The organism is Burkholderia sp. Bp9012, assembly GCF_003853825.1.
Taxonomy (GTDB): domain Bacteria; phylum Pseudomonadota; class Gammaproteobacteria; order Burkholderiales; family Burkholderiaceae; genus Burkholderia; species Burkholderia diffusa.
This window is the reverse complement of the sequence record NZ_QTQA01000042.1, coordinates 22,325-42,040: the sequence shown is the minus strand read 5'-3', so window position 1 is coordinate 42,040 and position 19,716 is coordinate 22,325. Positions and strand designations below refer to the sequence as shown.

At 67.5% G+C, this 19,716-nt stretch carries 24 protein-coding genes and 1 pseudogene; 18 read left to right on the top strand and 7 right to left on the bottom strand.

The window, feature by feature from the left end; all coding sequences use genetic code 11:
* The 5 genes from DIE11_RS33960 to DIE11_RS33940 form a co-directional block, all read left to right on the top strand.
* Positions 1–77: DUF1993 family protein (locus tag DIE11_RS33960; RefSeq protein ID WP_124629667.1), on the top strand; the 77-nt coding region annotated here is incomplete at its 5' end.
* Positions 78–264: 187 nt separating this feature from the next.
* The gene (gene ribBA, locus DIE11_RS33955; protein ID WP_059605371.1) at positions 265–1,407 is read left to right on the top strand and encodes a bifunctional 3,4-dihydroxy-2-butanone-4-phosphate synthase/GTP cyclohydrolase II; all 1,143 of its coding nucleotides are present in this window, start codon (positions 265–267) and stop codon (positions 1,405–1,407) included.
* Between the two features lie 53 nt (positions 1,408–1,460).
* Positions 1,461–1,976, top strand: a complete 516-nt coding sequence (ribH, locus tag DIE11_RS33950) for a 6,7-dimethyl-8-ribityllumazine synthase (protein WP_059680803.1) — start codon at positions 1,461–1,463, stop codon at positions 1,974–1,976.
* Positions 1,973–2,410 carry a transcription antitermination factor NusB gene (gene nusB, locus DIE11_RS33945; protein ID WP_059605377.1) on the top strand — a complete coding sequence of 146 codons (438 nt, stop codon included), beginning with the start codon at positions 1,973–1,975 and terminating at the stop codon, positions 2,408–2,410. The genes ribH and nusB overlap by 4 nt, the downstream gene beginning before the upstream one ends.
* Positions 2,411–2,477: 67 nt before the next feature.
* Complete coding sequence (locus tag DIE11_RS33940) at positions 2,478–3,674, top strand: pyridoxal phosphate-dependent aminotransferase (protein ID WP_124629666.1); 1,197 nt, start codon at positions 2,478–2,480, stop codon at positions 3,672–3,674.
* A gap of 111 nt (positions 3,675–3,785) precedes the next feature.
* Here DIE11_RS33940 and DIE11_RS33935 read toward each other — a convergent pair whose 3' ends face one another.
* The gene (locus DIE11_RS33935; protein ID WP_124629665.1) at positions 3,786–4,913 is read right to left on the bottom strand and encodes a lytic transglycosylase domain-containing protein; all 1,128 of its coding nucleotides are present in this window, start codon (positions 4,911–4,913) and stop codon (positions 3,786–3,788) included.
* A 597-nt stretch (positions 4,914–5,510) separates the two neighbouring features.
* Here DIE11_RS33935 and DIE11_RS33930 point away from each other — a divergent pair.
* Positions 5,511–7,067, top strand: coding sequence for a UbiD family decarboxylase (locus tag DIE11_RS33930; protein WP_124629664.1), 1,557 nt, complete (start codon positions 5,511–5,513; stop codon positions 7,065–7,067).
* A 34-nt stretch (positions 7,068–7,101) separates the two neighbouring features.
* The gene (locus DIE11_RS33925) at positions 7,102–7,773 is read left to right on the top strand and encodes a LysE family translocator (protein ID WP_124629663.1); all 672 of its coding nucleotides are present in this window, start codon (positions 7,102–7,104) and stop codon (positions 7,771–7,773) included.
* 103 nt (positions 7,774–7,876) lie between these two features.
* Here the strand turns inward: DIE11_RS33925 and DIE11_RS33920 are convergent, their stop codons facing one another.
* A complete protein-coding gene (locus tag DIE11_RS33920; RefSeq protein ID WP_124629662.1) occupies positions 7,877–8,173 on the bottom strand; it encodes a hypothetical protein in 297 nt (98 codons plus the stop codon).
* A gap of 512 nt (positions 8,174–8,685) precedes the next feature.
* Between DIE11_RS33920 and DIE11_RS33910 the strand changes: the two genes are divergently transcribed.
* Both DIE11_RS33910 and DIE11_RS33905 read left to right on the top strand, forming a co-directional pair.
* A complete protein-coding gene (locus tag DIE11_RS33910) occupies positions 8,686–9,615 on the top strand; it encodes a Rossmann-like and DUF2520 domain-containing protein (RefSeq protein ID WP_124629660.1) in 930 nt (309 codons plus the stop codon).
* A 76-nt stretch (positions 9,616–9,691) separates the two neighbouring features.
* Positions 9,692–10,255, top strand: a complete 564-nt coding sequence (locus DIE11_RS33905; protein WP_059530230.1) for a YggT family protein — start codon at positions 9,692–9,694, stop codon at positions 10,253–10,255.
* A gap of 9 nt (positions 10,256–10,264) precedes the next feature.
* On the opposite strand, the gene DIE11_RS33900 is transcribed toward DIE11_RS33905, so the two are convergent.
* Entirely contained in the window at positions 10,265–10,615 is a 351-nt protein-coding gene (locus tag DIE11_RS33900; protein WP_124629659.1) for a DUF190 domain-containing protein, read from the bottom strand.
* A gap of 24 nt (positions 10,616–10,639) precedes the next feature.
* Complete coding sequence (gene crcB / locus DIE11_RS33895; protein WP_059530237.1) at positions 10,640–11,026, bottom strand: fluoride efflux transporter CrcB; 387 nt, start codon at positions 11,024–11,026, stop codon at positions 10,640–10,642.
* Between the two features lie 402 nt (positions 11,027–11,428).
* Between crcB and DIE11_RS33890 the strand changes: the two genes are divergently transcribed.
* Positions 11,429–12,640, top strand: a complete 1,212-nt coding sequence (locus tag DIE11_RS33890; protein ID WP_124629658.1) for a S53 family peptidase — start codon at positions 11,429–11,431, stop codon at positions 12,638–12,640.
* Between the two features lie 37 nt (positions 12,641–12,677).
* Here DIE11_RS33890 and DIE11_RS33885 read toward each other — a convergent pair whose 3' ends face one another.
* Positions 12,678–13,562, bottom strand: coding sequence for a Sir2 family NAD-dependent protein deacetylase (locus tag DIE11_RS33885; RefSeq protein WP_124629657.1), 885 nt, complete (start codon positions 13,560–13,562; stop codon positions 12,678–12,680).
* Between the two features lie 79 nt (positions 13,563–13,641).
* Positions 13,642–14,247: an NUDIX domain-containing protein gene (locus DIE11_RS33880; RefSeq protein WP_059605406.1), complete on the bottom strand. Its 606-nt coding sequence runs from the start codon at positions 14,245–14,247 to the stop codon at positions 13,642–13,644.
* An 81-nt stretch (positions 14,248–14,328) separates the two neighbouring features.
* Here DIE11_RS33880 and DIE11_RS33875 point away from each other — a divergent pair, with 81 nt between their 5' ends.
* The 3 genes from DIE11_RS33875 (at position 14,329) to DIE11_RS33865 (ending at position 16,360) form a co-directional block, all read left to right on the top strand.
* On the top strand, positions 14,329–15,084 hold the full coding sequence (locus DIE11_RS33875) for a DeoR/GlpR family DNA-binding transcription regulator (protein WP_124629656.1): 756 nt from the start codon (positions 14,329–14,331) through the stop codon (positions 15,082–15,084).
* A 131-nt stretch (positions 15,085–15,215) separates the two neighbouring features.
* The gene (locus DIE11_RS33870) at positions 15,216–15,827 is read left to right on the top strand and encodes a chromate transporter (protein ID WP_124629655.1); all 612 of its coding nucleotides are present in this window, start codon (positions 15,216–15,218) and stop codon (positions 15,825–15,827) included.
* A complete protein-coding gene (locus tag DIE11_RS33865) occupies positions 15,824–16,360 on the top strand; it encodes a chromate transporter (RefSeq protein ID WP_124629654.1) in 537 nt (178 codons plus the stop codon). Before DIE11_RS33870 ends, DIE11_RS33865 begins: the two co-directional genes overlap by 4 nt.
* Positions 16,361–16,507: 147 nt before the next feature.
* On the opposite strand, the gene DIE11_RS33860 is transcribed toward DIE11_RS33865, so the two are convergent.
* A complete protein-coding gene (locus tag DIE11_RS33860; protein WP_124629653.1) occupies positions 16,508–17,668 on the bottom strand; it encodes an enolase C-terminal domain-like protein in 1,161 nt (386 codons plus the stop codon).
* Between the two features lie 491 nt (positions 17,669–18,159).
* Between DIE11_RS33860 and DIE11_RS33855 the strand changes: the two genes are divergently transcribed.
* The 5 genes and pseudogenes from DIE11_RS33855 (at position 18,160) to DIE11_RS33835 (ending at position 19,666) form a co-directional block, all read left to right on the top strand.
* Positions 18,160–18,444, top strand: a complete 285-nt coding sequence (locus tag DIE11_RS33855; RefSeq protein WP_124629652.1) for a hypothetical protein — start codon at positions 18,160–18,162, stop codon at positions 18,442–18,444.
* Positions 18,445–18,491: 47 nt separating this feature from the next.
* Positions 18,492–18,701 carry a hypothetical protein gene (locus DIE11_RS33850; protein WP_059605427.1) on the top strand — a complete coding sequence of 70 codons (210 nt, stop codon included), beginning with the start codon at positions 18,492–18,494 and terminating at the stop codon, positions 18,699–18,701.
* 34 nt (positions 18,702–18,735) lie between these two features.
* Positions 18,736–18,948, top strand: a pseudogene (rpsU, locus tag DIE11_RS33845) (30S ribosomal protein S21).
* A 9-nt stretch (positions 18,949–18,957) separates the two neighbouring features.
* Complete coding sequence (locus DIE11_RS33840) at positions 18,958–19,164, top strand: hypothetical protein (protein ID WP_059605430.1); 207 nt, start codon at positions 18,958–18,960, stop codon at positions 19,162–19,164.
* 301 nt (positions 19,165–19,465) lie between these two features.
* Positions 19,466–19,666 carry a hypothetical protein gene (locus DIE11_RS33835; RefSeq protein ID WP_260437243.1) on the top strand — a complete coding sequence of 67 codons (201 nt, stop codon included), beginning with the start codon at positions 19,466–19,468 and terminating at the stop codon, positions 19,664–19,666.
* Positions 19,667–19,716: the final 50 nt, after the last annotated feature.

Here is a 19,716-nt window from a genome sequence, read left to right as displayed (position 1 = left end):
CATACGACATCCTGCGCCACAGCGGCGTCGAACTTGGCAAGCTCGATTACCTCGGCGGCCGTAACGAACAAGCGTGACGCACGGCCGGGGCTCGGCCGGCCTGCGGTGGCCCGTCTTCGGGCGGGCCGCGACGGCCCGGGCAGGCCCGGCCCGACGGCCGGTCGCACCGCTTTCCCGCGCGCTCGCCGGCCGCGCGCAGCCGGTGCCAGCCGAAACGTCGCCCGGCTGGCGTAAAATACGCACTTTCCTCTTTCTCGCCCCCTTATGACGCTCGCCTCCACGCTCGACATCATCGCGGAGTTGAAAGCCGGCCGGATGGTGATCCTGGTCGACGAAGAAGACCGCGAAAACGAAGGCGACCTCGTGATCGCCGCCGAATTCGTCACGCCGGAAGCGATCAACTTCATGGCCAAGTACGGCCGCGGCCTCGTTTGTCTGACGTTGACGCAGGAACGCTGCAAGCAGCTGCACCTGCCGCTGATGACCTACCGCAACGGCACGCAGTACGGCACCGCGTTCACGGTCAGCATCGAAGCGGCCGAAGGCGTGACGACCGGCATCTCGGCCGCCGACCGCGCGCACACGATCGCCACGGCGGTCGCGCACGACGTCCGCCCCGAGCACATCGTGCAGCCGGGGCACGTGTTCCCGATCATGGCGCAGCCGGGCGGCGTGCTCGTGCGCGCCGGCCACACCGAGGCCGGCTGCGACTTCACCGCGCTCGCGGGCCTCACGCCGGCCGCGGTGATCTGCGAGATCATCAAGGACGACGGCACGATGGCGCGCCTGCCCGACCTGATCGAATTCGCGAAGGAACACGGTCTGAAGATCGGCACGATCGCCGACCTGATCCACTATCGCAGCCGCACCGAATCGATCATCGAGCGGATCGCCGAGCGCACGATGCAGACCGCGCACGGCACGTTCCGCGCGGTGCTGTACCGCGACCAGCCGAGCGGCTCGCCGCACATCGCGCTGGTGCGCGGCACGCCGTCGCCCGACGTCGATACGCCCGTGCGCGTGCACGAGCCGCTGTCGGTCCTCGATCTGCTCGAGACGAGCATCTCGACGCACTCGTGGACGCTCGACGCGGCGATGCGCGAGATCGCGGAACGCGACCTCGGCGTGATCGTGCTGCTCAACTGCGGCGACACGAAGGAACATCTGATCGACGTCTTCAAGGCGTTCGACGAGGAAGAAAAGGCCGCTGCGCTGAAGCGCCGGCCGGTCGATTTCAAGACGTTCGGCATCGGCGCGCAGATCCTGCGCGATGTCGGCGTCAGCAAGATGCAGGTGCTGTCGAATCCGCGCAAGCTGGGCAGCATGTCCGGCTACGGCCTCGAAGTCACGGGCTTCATTCCGATGCCCGGCGGCGAAGCCAAGTCCTGCCCGGCGTCCCACGCGTAACCCGCCACGACGCTTTCGCCCTATAACCGTTCATCCACACCACGGACCAGATCATGGAAATCGGACAATACCAACCGAATCTCGAAGGCGACGGCCTGCGTATCGGCATCGTGCAATCCCGCTTCAACGAACCCGTCTGCAACGGCCTCGCCGATGCGTGCGTCGAGGAACTCGAGCGCCTCGGCGTCTCCGGTGAAGATGTGCTGCTCGTATCGGTGCCCGGCGCACTGGAAATCCCGCTCGCGCTGCAGAAACTCGCGGAAAGCGGCCAGTTCGACGCGCTGATCGCGCTCGGCGCGGTGATCCGTGGCGAGACGTACCACTTCGAACTCGTGTCGAACGAAAGCGGCGCGGGCATCACCCGCATCGGCCTCGACTTCAACCTGCCGATCGCCAACGCGGTCCTGACGACCGAAAACGACGAGCAGGCCGTCGCGCGCATGACCGAAAAGGGTCGTGACGCCGCGCGCGTCGCAGTCGAGATGGCCAACCTGACGATGGCACTCGACCAGCTCGGCGACGACGACGAGGACGACGAAGAGGAAGAAGACGAAGAGGAGCGCGCATGAAGAAGAGCGCCCGCCGACAATCGCGCGAGCTGGCGACGCAGGGCCTGTATCAGTGGCTGCTGTCGAACGCGGCCTCCGGCGAGATCGACGCGCAGCTGCGCGGCGCGCTCGGTTACGACAAGGCTGACAAGGAACTGCTCGAAGCCATCCTGCACGGCGTGATCCGCGAGCACGCGACGCTCGTCGAAGCGCTGACGCCGTCGCTCGACCGCCCGATCGACCAGTTGTCTCCGGTCGAACGTGCGGTGCTGCTGATCGCGACGTTCGAGCTCACTCACCATGTCGAAACGCCGTACCGTGTGATCATCAACGAAGCGGTCGAACTCGCGAAGACGTTCGGCGGCTCCGACGGCTACAAGTACGTCAACGGCGTGCTCGACAAGCTCGCCGCGAAGCTGCGCCCCGCCGAAACGCAGGCGCGCCGCAACGGCTGATACCGTTTGTTTGTCCACGGGCGCGCAAGCGCCCGTTTTTCATTCTCTCCCCCGCCCCGCCCGACCGATGAATACCACCGCCGATTCGCTCGTCACGCTCGCCGCACGCGTCGACGCGATCCAGCCCTTCTACGTGATGGAATTGATGAAGGAGGCACAGCGGCTCGAGTCCTCCGGGCGCGATGTTATCCACATGGGCATCGGCGAACCGGATTTCACCGCGCCGGAGCCCGTCGTCGAGGCGGCCGCGGCCGCGTTGCGCCGCGGCGTCACGCAGTACACGAGCGCGCTCGGCATCGCGCCGCTGCGTGAAGCGATCGCCGCGCACTATGCGCGCGCCTACGGCCTCACGATCAGCCCCGAGCGGATCGTCGTGACGGCCGGCGCCTCCGCAGCGCTGCTGCTCGCGTGCCTCGCGCTGGTCGGCCGTGACGACGAGGTGCTGATGCCCGACCCGTCGTATCCGTGCAACCGGCACTTCGTCGCGGCGGCCGAAGGTCGGCCGGTGCTCGTGCCGAGCAGCCCGGAAGTGCGCTTCCAGCTCACCGCGGACGACGTCCGCACGCGCTGGGGCAGCCACACGCGCGGCGTGCTGCTCGCGTCACCGTCGAACCCGACCGGCACGTCGCTCGAGCCGGACGAACTGAAGCGGATCGTCGAAGCCGTGCGCGCACGCGGCGGCTTCACGATCGTCGACGAAATCTACCAGGGGCTCAGCTACGACGCGGCGCCCGTGTCGGCGCTGTCGTTCGGCGACGATGTCGTCACCGTGAACAGCTTCTCGAAGTACTTCAGCATGACCGGCTGGCGGCTCGGCTGGCTCGTCGTGCCGCCCGCGCTCGTCGGCACCTTCGAAAAGCTGTCGCAGAACCTGTTCATCTGTCCGTCCGCGCTCGCGCAGCACGCGGCGCTCGCATGCTTCGAACCGGCAACACTCGACATCTACGAGGCGCGCCGCCTCGAATTCAAGCGTCGCCGCGATTTCATCGCGCCAGCGCTCGAGAAGCTCGGCTTCACGGTGCCCGTGATGCCGGACGGCGCGTTCTACGTATATGCGCACTGCGGTGGCGTCGCCCATCCCGCGGCCGGCGACAGCGCGGCGCTCACGCACGCGATGCTGCACGATGCGGGCGTCGTGCTGGTGCCGGGCATGGATTTCGGCGTGCATGCGCCGCGCGACTATATCCGGCTGTCCTATGCGACCGCCTACTCGCGCCTCGAAGAGGCCGTCGAGCGGCTCGCGGCACTGTTCGGCCAGCACTGACCGCCGATCCGCTTTCCCGGCCGCCACACCGGCCGTTGCCCCGCGCAAAAAAAGAAAAAGGCACCCGAATCGGGTGCCTTTTTGCTGGAGTCTGGCCGGAGCCGCGGGACGTTACGCGCCGAGTTCCGAGTGGTCGCCGTGCGACTGCTTCGCGGTGTCGACGCTTGCGTCGTCCTGCTGCGGTGCGCCCTTCGGCGCGGCAGCCGCTTTCGCGGTGATCGGCTGCGCGCCGTCGAGCGTCGCATGCACGCGCTTGGCGCCGCCGGCTGCTGCCGTCACGGCCGCGGTCACGATCGGCTTCGACGGCTGGGCCGGCGCCTGCGGCGCATTGACCGGCACGCTGCGGCCATGCGCGACATCGCGCAGGCGGCCGCGCTCGGCCATGACCTTCGAGCCGTAGGCGGTGTCGTCCGGGTTGGTCGAGCCGTTGTACAGACGCAGCCCGTTCGCGAGCGAGCCGCCGCGGGCGATGCAGTCCTTCAGCACGAGCGCGCCGACCTGCAGGTTCGCGAGCGGTTGCAGCGCGGTGTCCGTGCCGCCGAAATACTCGAACTTGTCGGAATGAACCTTCGACATGACCTGCATCAGGCCTTGCGCGCCAACACCGCTTTCCGCGTACGGGTTGAAGCCCGATTCGATCGCCATCACGGACAGCAGCAGCAGCGGATCGAGGCCGACGTCGCGGCCGGTCTGGAACGCAGCCTTGACGAGCTGGCCGAGCGGCTCCTGCGCGACCCTGTAACGGCGCGACAGGTAGGTGGCGACGAGCGCCTGTTCGCGGTTCGACGCGAGCGCACGATCGTCGCGCGCATCGGCCGGGACCCGCTGGGTCGGGATCAGTTTCGCCAGCGCGACGGGCGACGGGCCGCTACGGGACGGATCGGACGCATCGTTCTGCGCGGCGGTTTCCGGCGTGACGTCGAGACCGACGGCGAGCGCATCCGTTTCCGGGGCGTCTTCCTGCTGCGGCTGCGCGCCAGCAGGCGCGAAGTTCGGCAGCGGATGGCCGGTCAGCAGACGGGCCGGACCGGCCTGCACGGCCGCGGATACGACCGGCATCAGCTTCGCGGCGAGATTCCCGCGCACGGTCGGCAGCAACCACAGGGCAAGTGCGACCGCGACAGCGAGACAGCCGACAACGCTGAATAGATGGTGACTGACACGCGTCCCGCGACGCAGCATGTTGCGCACGATTTGTGCATGCTGCTCACTAGGACGCCACGATAACCAAGCGTTCATTCAGATCATCTCCCATGAACATGACTCGTGCGGCTCGCTCAGCTCGATGGCGAGACGGAAAACGCGCCGCGGAATCACGACGCCGCACGCCTTGGTTGGGACGCGCAAGCATCGGGGAAACGGTATAAGTACCGTTCGAGGCCACGGTGTAAGAGGGCCGGCACCTTCGCACATTGGGCGAGGCGGGCATACGCGGTGGCACCCACGCAAAAAAACCAGCGTCTCGTGGCGCTGGCTGGGACTACGACAAAGGCCGTCGAATACGCCGTGCAGGTTTCGGCGGACGGTGACGCGCTGCGTCAAAGATCGGTGATTGGCGGCTCGAAGCCTTTTACCCTGCAACCAATGTGAGCGGATTCTAGCAGGGTTTTATAGATCGTCAACACTATAAAACCTCAAAATCATAACAAAAAGTAATTTTGAATCGCCCTTCAGATCGCAAGCCCGCTGCCGTAGGGGCTCTGCGCGCCGTCGACTTTTTTCTCCGCCGGGCGTGCGAGCGGCCGCCCGGGTAAAATCGTCGGTCGATTCGGGGCCGCAGCCGGCCGCTGCGCCCGCCCATCGCTGCCCGCCTTGCGGGTGGCTCGGACCTTCTTCATGAAATACAAAGACTTACGCGATTTCATCCAGCGCCTCGAGGCGCTCGGCGAGCTGCGGCGCGTCACGCAGCCCGTGTCGCCCGTGCTCGAAATGACCGAACTGTGCGACCGCGTCCTGCGCGCCGGCGGCCCGGCGCTGCTGTTCGCAGCGCCGCCCGGCAATGCGTTCCCGGTGCTCGGCAACCTGTTCGGCACACCGCGCCGCGTGGCGCTCGGGATGGGTGTCGATGCGGGCGACGACGCCGCGCTCGGCTCGCTGCGCGACCTCGGGCGGCTGCTGTCCGCGCTGAAGGAGCCGGATCCGCCGAAGAGCCTGAAGGACGCCGGCAAGCTGCTGTCGCTCGCGAAGGCCGTATGGGACATGGCGCCGAAATCGGTGTCGTCGCCGCCGTGCCAGGAGATCGTCTGGGAAGGTGCCGACGTCGACCTGAACAAGCTGCCGATCCAGACCTGCTGGCCCGGCGACGCAGGGCCGCTCGTCACGTGGGGCCTCACGGTCACGCGCGGGCCGAACAAGCCACGCCAGAACCTCGGCATCTACCGCCAGCAACTGATCGGCCGCAACAAGCTGATCATGCGCTGGCTCGCGCATCGCGGCGGTGCGCTGGACTTCCGCGAATTCGCGCTGAAGAACCCCGGCAAGCCGTATCCGGTCGCGGTCGTGCTCGGCGCCGATCCGGCCACGACACTCGGCGCGGTGACGCCCGTGCCCGATTCACTGTCCGAGTATCAGTTCGCCGGCCTGCTGCGCGGCAGCCGCACCGAGCTCGCGAAGTGCCTGACGCCCGGCGTCGATACGCTGCAGGTGCCCGCCCGCGCGGAGATCGTGCTCGAAGGCTTCATCCATCCGCAGGAAGGCACACCCGCCCCTGCCCCGGCCGGCGCACCGCCGCGGCCGGCCGGCAACGCGGCCGCCGCATACGAACACGCGCTCGAAGGCCCGTACGGCGACCACACCGGCTACTACAACGAGCAGGAATGGTTCCCGGTGTTCACCGTCGAGCGGATCACGATGCGCCGCGACGCGATCTATCACTCGACCTATACGGGCAAACCGCCCGACGAGCCGGCCGTGCTCGGCGTCGCGCTCAACGAGGTGTTCGTGCCGCTGCTGCAGAAGCAGTTCACCGAGATCACCGACTTCTACCTGCCGCCGGAAGGCTGCAGCTACCGGATGGCCATCGTCCAGATGAAGAAGAGCTACGCCGGCCATGCGAAGCGCGTGATGTTCGGCGTGTGGAGTTTCCTGCGGCAGTTCATGTATACGAAGTTCATCGTGGTCGTCGACGAGGACGTCAACATCCGCGACTGGAACGAGGTGATCTGGGCGATCACGACGCGCGTCGACCCCGTGCGCGACACCGTGATGGTCGACAGGACGCCGATCGACTATCTCGATTTCGCGTCGCCCGTCGCGGGCCTCGGCTCGAAGATGGGGCTCGACGCGACCAACAAGTGGCCGGGCGAGACGACCCGCGAATGGGGTCGCCCGATCGAGATGGATGCGGCCGTGAAGGCGCGTGTCGACCGTCTCTGGCAGGAAATCGGACTGTAAGTCCGCGCCTTGAACGCACCCGACAAGAACGACGATGAGCTTTCCCCCCACCTCGATGCTGTCCGACGGGTTCTTCCTGTCGCTGTCGCTGTGTCTCGACATCGGCCTCGTCAACGTCGCGATGCTGTCGCTGACGCTGTCGCACGGCTTCCGGCCGGGCTTCTGGCTCGGCGTCGGCTCGTGCGTCGGCGATCTCGTCTACGCGGCGCTCGCGCTCGCGGGCATGGCCGTGCTGCTGCAGTTCGAGGCCGTGCGCTGGATCGTCTGGATCGGCGGCGGTGCGGTGCTGCTGTTCCTCACGTGGAAGATGGCGCGTGAAGCGCTCGCGCCGGCCGGCAGCGGCCACGACGGCACGGCGGACGACACGCCGGAGCCGCGTGCCAGCGCGCGGCGCAGCTTCGTGCGCGGAATGCTGCTGGCGATGTCGTCGCCGAGTGCGATTCTGTGGTTCGCGGCGGTCGGCGGCGCGCTGATCGCGAAAGCCGGCGCGACCACGCCGGCGACGGCGTCGGTGTTCCTGTCCGGCTTCTTCCTCGGCGGCCTCGCGTGGACGCTCTTCATGTGCACGCTCGCGAGCCAGGGCCGCAAGCGCGCGGGCGCAGGGATGATGCGCGCGTGCCACGTCGCGTCGGCGCTGCTGTTCGCGTATTTCTCGTACAGCGTGATCGTCGGCGGCTACCGCGACCTGATTGCCCACGCGGCGTAACCGCCGCACGCACACCCGCGCCCCAAATGAAAAACGGCGCAACGCCCCGCGAGGGACGTTGCGCCGTTTTGCCGCGCGCGGTCAGGCCGCCGCGCGGAATTCGTCAACGACGCCAGCCGTGGTGACCCCAGCCGCCGTAGCCGTGACGCCAGTACGGACGGCCGTAGTAGCCGCCGTAGCCGCCGACGACCACGGCGGGCGGTGCATAGTAGGCCGGCGCCGGCGCGTAATACACCGGCGGGGGCGGTGCGTAATAAACGGGCGGAGGCGGTGCATACACGGGATACGCAGGTGCGATCGGGACCCCGATGCCGACCCCGATCGACACGTGAGCCTGAGCGGCGCTTGCGGCCCCCAAGGCCAGCGCGGCGGCGGCGATGAACGGAATGAGCTTTTTCACTTCGATTCTCCTGCTGGAGCGGTAATTTGTACGCTCCTGTCGGCAACGGCGGGCATGCACGTCGCATGGATGCAATGTAGCGAAAACCCACCGCTCGCGTATGGCGCATTTGTTGCAAATTGCAATTCCACGCGGCGGCGGCCACCGTGCAGCAGGGCGCCGAGGCCCGGCAATCCCCGCCGCGAGTCCCGCGATTCCGTCCGAGCAGCCAAACCGCGACGCGCCGGCCGGTCAGTCTTACCGGATCCGGTAAGCGCGGCCGGCACGCTTCCGTAATGAACGATTACAAATTTGAAACAGGACGCCGACAATCCAGGCGGGACACAGCCCCCGCGCGATTTGGGGCCGGATTAGACCATCTTCGTCGGAGGCGAAATCGCCGCGCGAATTTACCTTGTCCGCACCGAACGCTGCCGTCCAGGCCGTCCCCGTTCGGCATCGCCGCCGATCCACGACCGCCCCGTCATTCCTGCGATACTGACGTCTGCTCCGTTTTCGCTGCGTGACCCGCCATGCCCCTCCCCGCTCTCCCCCGCCTCGGCTTCATCGGCGCCGGCCGCCTGGCGCGCTGCCTTGCCCTGCGCTTCGCGGCGGCCGGCTTTCCGGTCATCGCGATCGCGAGTCGCACGACGGCATCGGCCGCGGCACTTGCCGCGCGCATCGACGGCTGCCGGGCGGTCGACACGCCGCAGCGGGTTGTCGACGCCGCCGACCTGATCTTCCTGACCGTGCCCGACGACCATCTCGCATCGACCGCCGCCGCGCTGCGGTTCGACGCGGCGCGCGCGGCAGGTCAGGCGCTCATCCACTGCAGCGGCGCGTCGGCGGTCGAGTTGCTCGATCCGGCAAAGCGCCAAGGCGCGGCCACGGGCGGCTTCCACCCGCTCTACCTGTTCGGCGGCACGGACGCCGATCTCTCCCGCATCGACGGCTGCTCGGTCACGCTCGAAGCCGACGGCGCGCTGCACGCGACGCTGCTGCGACTTGCTGCCGCACTCGGTTGCCATCCGCTGTCGATTCCGGCCGGCGGCCGAATGCTGTATCACGCGGCCGCGCATTACGCGGCGAGCTTCGCGCTGTGCGGGCTGTCGGAAGCGGTCGAGCTGTGGCGCGGCCTCGGCTTCGACGAGGAAGCGGCGTTGCGCGCGCTGCTGCCGATGCTCGCCGGCACGATCGCCACCGCGCGCGACAAAGGCCTCGCGAACGCACTGGCAGGCCCGGTGTCGCGCGGCGACACCGGCATCGTCGAGCGTCAGCTCGCGCTGCTCGAAGCGCGCGGCGGCGACCACGCGACCCTGTATGCGCTGATGACCCGCCGCGCGGTCGCGCTCGCGGCGAAGCGCGCGGCGCCGCCGGCCGCGCTGCCGGCGCTTGCGCAGGCCGTCGAAACGTCGCTCGAGCGCACGACCGGGCACCCCTCCCCGCCGCGAGACGAGGCGTGATAAGGTGTCGGCCGATGCGCCGCCATCCGGCGTTGGCGGCCGCACGCTACCCGACTGTATAAAAAGGATGCCAACGATGTTCGGCGAGATCGCCCGTTTTCTGCTCAATACCGTCTTCACACTGTTCGGCGCGGCGCTGATTCTGCGCGTCTGGATGCAGGCCGTCCGCGTGCCGCCGTACAACCCCGTCACGCAGGCCGTGCTGCAGGCGACCAACTGGCTCGTGCTGCCGTTGCGCCGCGTGATCGCGGGCGTGCGCGGCATCGACTGGGCAAGCGTCGTCGCCGCCCTCCTCACCGCGCTCGTCTATGTGGTGCTGATGGTCGTGATGGCCGGCCTGGATCCGGCCTCGGTGATCGCGACGCTCGTCGTGGTCGCGCTGCTCACCGTCGTGAAGTGGGCGCTCAATCTCGTGATCTGGATGACGATCCTGATGGCGCTGCTGTCGTGGCTCAATCCGCGCTCGCCGGCGATGCCGATCCTCTACCAGCTCACCGCGCCGTTCCTGAACCCGCTGCGCCGCGTGATCCCGAACCTGGGCGGCATCGACCTGTCGCCGATCCTGCTGTTCGTGATCGTGCAGGTGCTGCTGATGATCGTCACGCGCGCCGCCGTGTCGCTGACGATGTTCGGCATCTGACGCGTTGCGCTATGCTGCCGGCCCCTGCGCCGGCGACACCTCGAGCGTGTCGATCACCCCGAAGCGCGCGGGAATCATCGCGTAGCACACGCGCACCTTCTCGCGCGCAAGCCGCTCGAGCAGTTGCTGCGCCTCGTCCTCGGTGACGATGAACTCGACCTCGATCGCGAGCGAGCCCTGCAGCTCGAAAAAGCGGTCCTCGTGCAGCACCCGATGCCGGCCGAAGCCGGCCATCGCCCGAAACGCGGAACCGCCCGCGACGCCCATCCGGTTTCCCTCCTCCAGCAACCACTCCCACAGCGGCTTCCAGTGCAGCCGGTGCTGCTCGTGCACGTAGAAGCGCAAGAAAACCCTGTCCATCGCGTCCTCCCGATGCCGGCGCGCTCAGGCTGCCGCGAACCACGCGCGCGCGGTCCACATGCCGAGCGCCGTCAGCGTGAACGATCCAGTCAAGTGTAGGGCAGCCACCGCGAACGCCCATCCCAATTCGCCCTGCACCGCGTGCGTCATCACTTCGACCGAATAGGTCGAGAACGTCGTGAGGCCGCCGAGGAAGCCCGTGATCACGAACAGCCGCCACTCGGGCGGCAGCCCGACGCGGGTGGTAAACGCGACGGCCGCGATGCCGATCACGTAGCCGCCGATCAGGTTTGCGGCGAGCGTACCGAGCGGCACGGCGGGAAAGAACGCGTTGAGCGCAAGGCTCAGGAACCAGCGCAGCAATGCGCCGAGCCCGGCGCCGACGAAGATCGCGACGATCGAATAGAACAAGGGAGCTCCTCGCTGACGAGGCCGCATCGCGGGCGCGGCCTACGCCGAACTGTATGCGGAATCGCGCCGCGACGGCAATGCCGGCCGGCCCCCGGCGCGCACCGGATGGTGTCGCGCCGGAACCGTGCATTTCATTATTTCCATGCACCGCCGAGCTCGATATTTTCCAATGCATTACGCAGGTCATTACAAATTGTTGGAAACGAATCGATTATTCATCAGATTTTCCAGAATTCGAAAAGTCAGCCCCGCGCCAGCCATGTAAGCCTTTCTTCATGGGCATTTCGCGTGTTTTCCCTAATCCAGACATTCCCGAATCGGGTCGATATTCAATGCAATTCGCTCTGCTGATTTCGTAAAATCATTTCGCTCCCCCACTCCATCGACATGGAAGCTCGAAAAATGAACAATTACCGCCTGTCATTCATGTTGATTCCGGCACTGTGCGCGTCGCTGCTCGCGTCGAGCGTCGCGCTCGCCGAGGACAACGGCCCCCCGTCCTACGTCGAAGGCAACCGCGCGCCGAAAGGCTATGCGCGCCCGCCGTTCCACACGAAACAGCGCGCCAGCACGGCCACGGTGGCCGGCCTCACACCCGTGCTCGTACGCCATGCGTACGGGTTCGATTCGATCGCCAACCAGGGCGACGGGATGGTCGTCGCGATCGTCGACGCGTACGACGATCCGAAGATCGAAGCCGATCTTGGCGTGTTCAGCAACGCGTTCTCGCTGCCGGCCTGCACTTCGTCGAACGGTTGTTTCACCAAGGTCTACGCGCGCGGCACGCGACCCAAGACCGACGCGGGCTGGTCGCTCGAGATGTCGCTCGACGTCGAATGGGTGCATGCGATCGCACCGAAGGCGAAGATCGTGCTCGTCGAGGCCGCGTCGGCCAGCTTCAGTGACCTGATGGCCGCGGTCGACGTAGCGGTCAAGCGCGGCGCATCGGTCGTGTCGATGAGCTTCGGCGGCAACGAGTTCGGCAGCGAGACCGGCTTCGACAGCCATTTCAACACATCGGGCGTCACGTTCGTCGCGTCGTCCGGCGACAGCGGCACCGGCACCGAGTACCCGGCGGCGTCGCCGTACGTGGTGGCGGTGGGCGGCACGACGTTGTCCACCGACGCATCCGGCACTTACGTCAGCGAGGCCGCGTGGAGCGGCAGCGGCGGCGGCGTCAGCTCGATCGAGGCCGAGCCGGCCGGGCAGACCGGCTGGCCGGTGCCGGTGGCCGGCAAGCGCGGCGTGCCCGACGTCAGCTACGACGCGAATCCGTCAAGCGGCTTCGCGGTGTACGACTCCGTCACCTATCAGGGGCAGGCCGGCTGGTTCCAGGTCGGCGGCACGAGCGCGGGCGCGCCGCAATGGTCGGCGCTCGTCGCCATCGCGAATTCGCTGCGCACGGCGGCCGGCAAACACGCGCTGAGCGGCACCTACGACACGCTCTATACGGTCGGGAAAAACGCCTACGGCAGCGACTATCACGACGTCACGACCGGATCCAACGGCACTTGCGGCAGCATCTGCAATGCAGCGGGCGGCTACGACTACGTGACGGGCCTCGGCTCGCCGATCGCGCCGGCGCTCGTCCAGGCGCTCGTCGCACAGCCGTGATCGCGCGGCCGCGGCCGGCCGATTCGTCCCGCGCCGCTCAGCCGCCGTGCCATGCACGGTCGAGCGCCACGAGCGTCGCGAGCGCGCTGCCCTTCAGCCCGATCACGTCCGCGCGGCGGGCATGGGCCTCGCGTGCATTGATGCGGATCACGTCGGCACCGAGCCGTTCGCTCGAGAGACGCACGGTCGGAATCGCGGTGCCCGCGCCGATCTCGACGACGGTCACCCATCCCGCCTGCGCGATCCAGTCCTGAAGGGCCCGCTCCTGCGCGTCGTAGCGTTCGCCGAGCCAGCCGTCGTCGCCGAACATCAGGATGTTCGGTCGCGCGAGGCCGCCGCAACGCGGGCAGCGCGGCAGCTCGCCGACCAGCCGGCACGCGGCCGTGTCGACATCGGGCGTGAACGGCGCGGCGTCCCACGTGTCGTCCGAACAGGGCCGCAGGCACTGCATCGAATGAATCGAACCGTGAATCTCGGCGACACGCGCCGGATCGAAACCGGCCTTCTGAAACTGGCCGTCGACGTTGCTCGTCAGCACGAAGCCGCCGTTCGGCATCGCGTCCATCCAGCGCCGCAGGATCGCGAAGCCCGCGTGCGGCACCGTCTGCCGGTAGAGTCCGAGACGGTGTCCGTAAAAGCCCCACGCAAGCTGCGGATGTGCGCGGAACGCCTGCGGCGAAGCGATCTCGTGGAATTCGAAACGCTCGTGGCGCAGCGCCGGATACGCGCGCCAGAAGCCGTCCGTGCCGCGGAAATCGGGCAGCCCCGAATCGACGCCGATGCCCGCGCCGGCCGTCACGAGCAGCGCATCGGCGCGCGCGAGCGCCTCGACGGCGGACGCGACCAGATGAGCCGGCAGTGGCTCGGCAGCGGCGCTGGAATCGCTGGAATCGGTGGAATCGGACGAGTCGGAAATCGGCATGACGGAGCAGCGGAAGCGTCGAACGGTGCGCGAGTGGCGTCGCGCGATCATACGCCGGTTCGGGCGCCGCGCCGCGACATCACGCAGCCGCGGCGCGCACGCCCGCGGGTTCCCGCAGCGCGACGTACTGCAGCAGCATGATCGTCTTCGCGTCGACGATCTCGCCCCGCTCGACGGCATCCAGCGCCGCGTGCAACGGCATCTCGACGACCTCGAGATCCTCGCCCTCCTCCGCGATGCCGCCGCCGTCGCCCGTGCGCAGCGACGCATCGTATTCGCCGACGAAGAAATGCAGCTTTTCCGTCACCGAGCCGGGACTCATGAACGCCTCGAACACCTTGCGCACACCGCGCACGCGATAACCGGTTTCCTCTTCGGCCTCCGCGCGAATGCGTGCATCGGGCGTCGCGTCGTCGAGCAGGCCGGCGGCGGCTTCGAGCAGCATCCCGTCGTGTCCGTTGACGAACGCCGGCATCCGGAACTGCCGCGTGAGCAGCACGTCGCCCGTCCTCGCGTTGCGCAGCAGGATGGTCGCGCCGTTGCCGCGGTCGTACGTTTCGCGGCTCAGGCGCTGCCACGTGCCGTCGCGGCGCAGGAAATCGAACGTCACCTTCTTCAGCACATACCAGTCATCGGACAGCACCGTCGTATCGACGATGCGGACGCGGTCCCGCGTTGCGGCCATGGTGGTCTCCCATTCGACAAGTGACGGCACTCATGGTAGCGTGCATATTCGTGCAATTTCAAGAAATTTCGTGCAAACCCGATGCTGACGACCCAACGCAAGAAAGCGATCCTCGACGCGCTCGCCCGCGACGGCCAAGTGCTGGCCGTCGAACTGAGCGCGCAATTCGGCGTGTCCGAGGACACGATCCGGCGCGACCTGCGCGAACTGGCGGCCGAGGGCCTGCTGCAGCGCGTGCACGGCGGCGCGCTGCCGGCGTCGCCGGCGGTCGCGCCGTTCGCGCAGCGCGAGCTGCTCGAAACCGCGGAAAAACGGCGCATCGCGCGCCGGGCCGCGCAGATGATCGCGCCCGGACAGGTCGCGATCGTCGACGGCGGCACGACCTCGGCACTGCTCGTCAGCGAGCTGCCGCCCGACCTGCGCGCGACGATCGTCACGCACAGCCCCAGCGTCGCCGTCGCACTGGCCGCGCATCCGTCGATCGACGTGATCCTGATCGGCGGACGGCTGTACAAGCATTCGATCGTCGCGGTGGGCGCCGCGGCGATGGAAGGCATCTCGCGCATCCACGCGGACCTGTATTTCATGGGTGTGACCGGCGTTCATCCAGTCGCGGGGCTGAGCACCGGCGACTTCGAGGAAGCGGCGATCAAGCGCGCACTCGCGGGGCGCGCCGGCGAGACGATCGTGCTGGCTTCGCAATCCAAGCTGCGAGCGGCGTCGCAGTTCGCGATCGGCGAACTCACGCTCGCACAAGCGATCGTGGTCGAACGGGAAACCGATGCAGCGCTGACCGAGCCGATCGAGGCCGCGGGCGTGACGGTCGTGCGCGCGTAGCCGAGCCGCGGCTTCGACGTCTGCACGTCGGTGGGGCGGCACCGACATCGTCGTCGGCGCGATGTCAGCGTGCCGACAGGTGCCGCTTGCTACGATGGGCGACTGCCCACCCGCCGCGCCCCGTCCGCCCGATGTCTTCACCCTGCAACCCGATCACACCCGCGCCATCCGACGGCCCTGCCCCGCCGCCCGGCGTCCTCGCACTGTTCATCGCGTTCGCGCAGATCGGCCTGACCAGCTTCGGCGGCGGGCTGAGCGGGCGCATGATGCGCGACTTCGTTCACGAGCGGCGCTGGCTCGACGAGGAAGCGTTCCTCAACGGCCTTGCGCTGTCGCAGGCGCTGCCGGGCGTCAACGTGAAGAACCTCGCGATCTGGATCGGCTACCGGCTGGCCGGATGGCGCGGCGCGGTGGCCGGCTTCACCGGCATCATCGCGCCGCCGGCCGTGCTGATCGTGCTGTTCGGCGTCGCGTTCTCGACGCTGACGCGCTTCACGCTCACGCACGTCGCGCTCGCGGGCGCGGCCGCCGCGGCGATCGGGCTGTCGATCTCGATGGCGATCACCGCGGTGCGCCGGCTGCCGCGTCGCGCGCTGCCGTTCGCGGTGGCGGCGCTCACGTTCGTGTCGGTGGCCGTGCTGCACTGGCCGCTCGTATGGACCGTACTTATCGCCGGCGCGCTGAGCGTCGCGCTCGAATACCGGCGCGCGGCCGCATCCATCGTCGGGAGCGACGAACGATGACTGCCTCGTCACGCTACGCCGCCCTGTTCGGCGTATTCGCACCGCTGTCGATCGCGACGATCGGCGGTGGTCAGACGATCATCGCGGACATCCAGCGGCAGGTCGTCGACGTGCATCACTGGATGACGGCCTCGCAGTTCGTGAACGACTTCGCGATCGCGCGAATGGCGCCGGGCCCCGGCTCGCTGCTCGCGACGCTGATCGGCTGGCAGGTGGCCGGCTTCTGGGGCGCGGTCATCGCGACGCTCGCGCTGTTCGGGCCGACCGCGTTCCTGATCTACGGCGCAGCGCATCTGTGGCGGCGCCACCAGGGCGCACGCTGGCAGGTCGCGCTCGAGGCAGGCCTGCGCCCGGTCGCGGCCGGCATGATCCTCGCGTCGGTCTGGGTGCTGCTGCAGGCGCTCGACGGCGGCTGGCCCGCGCGGGCGATCGCGGTCGTGTCGACGATATGCGTGATGGTCACGCGCATTCACGCGCTGCTGCTGATCGTCGTCGGCGCGTTGCTGCTGGTCGGCGCGCACGCGATCGGGTGACGGCGGCTCGCCTATGGCGCACGGGCGTGCCGCGCATGGTTCGACCGCGCGCTCACGTAGTGTGTGCTCGGGCGCGTCGTCGCCGCGATGATGCTCGGGTTCGCGGTCCGCTTCGCGATCGACGCGCGCCGAGACCGGCCGCGCAGTTCACAAGCCGGCTACCGCGCGAAACGCGCGGTACGCATCGGCATGACGCTCGAAGCCGATGCCCGGCGCCTGTGGCACGGCCGCGTAGCCGGCGTCGACCGATTCGCCGTCCGCCAGCCCGTTGAACGGGCGGAACGCGAACGGGCTCACTTCGGCACCGCCGAGCCCGAGCGCCGACACGACGTGCAACGAGAACAGGTGACCACCGTGCGGCCAGAACGCATCGCGCCGCCAGCCGTTCGACACGAAATGGTCGACGATCTGCAGATAGCCCGGCAGGCCATAGCAATGCACCGGATCGAACACAAGGACGTCGCGGTCCGGGCGCAGGCCGCCGTAACGTTCGATCAGCTTCGCTTCCGCGAGCGAGAACAACGCCTCACCGGCCGCGACCGGCGGCGCGTATTGCGCGGTCAGGTCCGCATGAAGCGGCAGGTCGAGCGGATCGCAAAGGTCCTCGAACCACCAGAGTTCGAACGGTGCCAGCATCGCGACGGCTGCGCGGCCGCTCGTCGCGTCGTACCTATTCATCGCATCGACCGCGAGATGCGAACTGTCGGCAAGACGCGCCGCGGCCGCTTCGATGCGTCTTTTGTCGTCATCGATATCCGCGCCGCCGATCTTGATCTTCGCGTGCGTGTAGCCGAGATCGACGATGCGGCGCATCTCGTCCGACAGGTGCGCGAGATCGTCGTGCGGATAGCGGTAACCGCCGCCCGCATAGACACGCACGCGAGGTGCCGCGTTGCGCGCGAGCCCGTCGGCGACGAAGCGATGGAGGGGCAGCCCCGCGATCTTCGCGGCGGCATCCCAGATCGCCATGTCGAGCACGCCGACCGCGACACAGCGTTCGCCGTGCCCGCCGGGCTTCTCGCCTGCCATCATCGCGCGCCATGCGCGAAACGGATCGAGGTTCGTGCCGGCGTCGTCGGCGATGGCGTCCGCGGCGGCCAGCAGACGCGGCGCGAACCGTTCGCGAATCAGCCCGCCCTGTGCATGACGACCGACCGAAGCGTAGCCATAACCCGTGATCGGCCGGCCATCGCGCACGACATCGGTGACGATCGCGACGACGCTCGTCGTCAGGTCGCCCGACGGAAGCGCCGGATCTGCATGGCGGGAAACGAGGATCGCTTGCTCGCGGATGTCGACGATGCGCATGGTCGGGGTTCCGGGAAAACGTTCGGCGTTTGCGGACCATGCGCGCATTTCGGACGGCGCGAATGGCGGATCGCTGCATCATAGGCGCCTGCGCGATGTCGTGCAGACGCGCGACCGTCGCGATGCGGCGAAGGGATCCGACTCGCTCGACATCATCCGAACCGCGCCGTGCCGCGTCGACGTGCGGACGACCGCCGCATCACGTGCGAGGCGCGTCGCGCGCCTCGACGCCAATCATCGCACCCCACTGGCACGGCCGCGAATTAGATAGACATCCGACGCGAAGCGCGTATGATGATTTTTGTCCGAGCCCGCGTCACTCCACTCGCCGCTCGCCCCGCCGTCTACCCTCTCGCTGCGTCGCGCCGTTACCCTCCGTTACCCGCGCGCATTGCTGTCCTTTTCACCCCACCCGTCACACCGCGCCGCGGTGATACCGGTCGGATGCGTTCGTCCACGCGATTTGTCGCGCCCGAACCCAGGAGTTCATCATGAGCATGCATCTCTATCGTGGCTTCGAAATCTATCCGCTGATCTACCCGCACACTCCGTCGCTGAACGGTAATACGCACAACTACGACGCCGGCTTCGACGCGGCCGTGAAGATCTGCCTGCGCGGCACCACCGACACGCTGACCCGCAGCGAAACATTCCGGCTGCTCGACAACGCACCGTTCGAATCGGCGGGCGAAGCGCGCCGCGCGTCCGTTCGCTACGCGGAGCAGATCATCGACGGCAATCGCGGCAAGCAACCGCTCTTCGCAGATTCCCATTGACGCTTCCTGTCGCGGCAGCGCGGCTGCACCCTGATTCGGATGACGAAATGATTATCGATGAACTCCTCCGCCTGATCGAACGGCGAGAGATTTCCAGTACCGACGCAGTCCCGCACGACGGCCTCGCCGGTTCTGCGTTGCGTCACCAACCCGAGTTGCAGATGTTCGCTGCAGTGCGCGCATTGACGATCAGCGCCGGATATTCCGAATTCGAATCCGACGAGATCGCGAGTGCCGTCATGACCCGGCTCGGCTAGTGTTCCGCCACGCGTGTCTTGAAACAGCACCTGCATGACGACGATCATCCGCAAGCCCGACGAACCTGTCGATGTCGCGCTGCGGCGCTTCCGGTGAAACATCGAGAAGACGGGCCTGATCCGCGAGTTGCGTGGTCGCACCGGCTATGAAAAGCCAACTACCGAGCGCAAGCGCAAGAAAGCCAGCGCCGTCGCGAGACAGTGCCTGCTCGCGAAACGCATGCTGCCGCCTCGCAAGCTCTATTAGGAGAACGCCGTGTATCAGCCGACCGTCGAGGACCCTCCATTCTTCCCGTTGACGAAGTGCGAGGTCGATTTCGATCGACAGAAGGATGCGATCACGCTTCTGCCTAGCTTCTACGCGTTCGGCTGCGAGTACACCAGTCGCGGCCTCCTGATCGGCCGAGACGATGCATTCAGATTGATTGCCGCGATCGAAAAAGCCCTGAGCATCGAGCAGTGAACGTCGCCCCGACGTTGTCGAATCGCGTCGTGCCGGGCGGTGCTGCGCGGACATCGCGATGCACGCGAGCGCTCTGATTGACTCCGGACTGGCCGCGCTTCTTTGCCCATCGCCTAACCCCCGCAAGGTCGTTCGACACCCCTCCGATCACCACCGTTCTGCCGCGGATCACGAAACGATTGACCTACTTGCGGGACATGCTCGCGGAACGGCGGCTGTTCAAGGAAGCGCCCGGCAGCATGGATGCTGATGTATCCGGACAAGAGCATTTTGGAGATCGCGTCGACCTGCCGATTTGCCCATGCGTCGCACCTTGGGGGCAAATTTCGGCGGGGCGTGCGGGATGGCGCCGAGCGCCTATCCTGAGCGGCAGACACCCGGCGCGATCGGTGAGATCGACGGGATAGCGGAATCGGCCGAGCGTGCGGCCACGCTCGGCGAGTTGTTTCCGAACCGGAGCGAGTTTGTTGAGCCGGAATCCCCTGCTTGCGATCCCGACTGAACCCTTGCTCGTCGGCACGGGTACGGGTGCGTTTCAACGCATCGATTCAA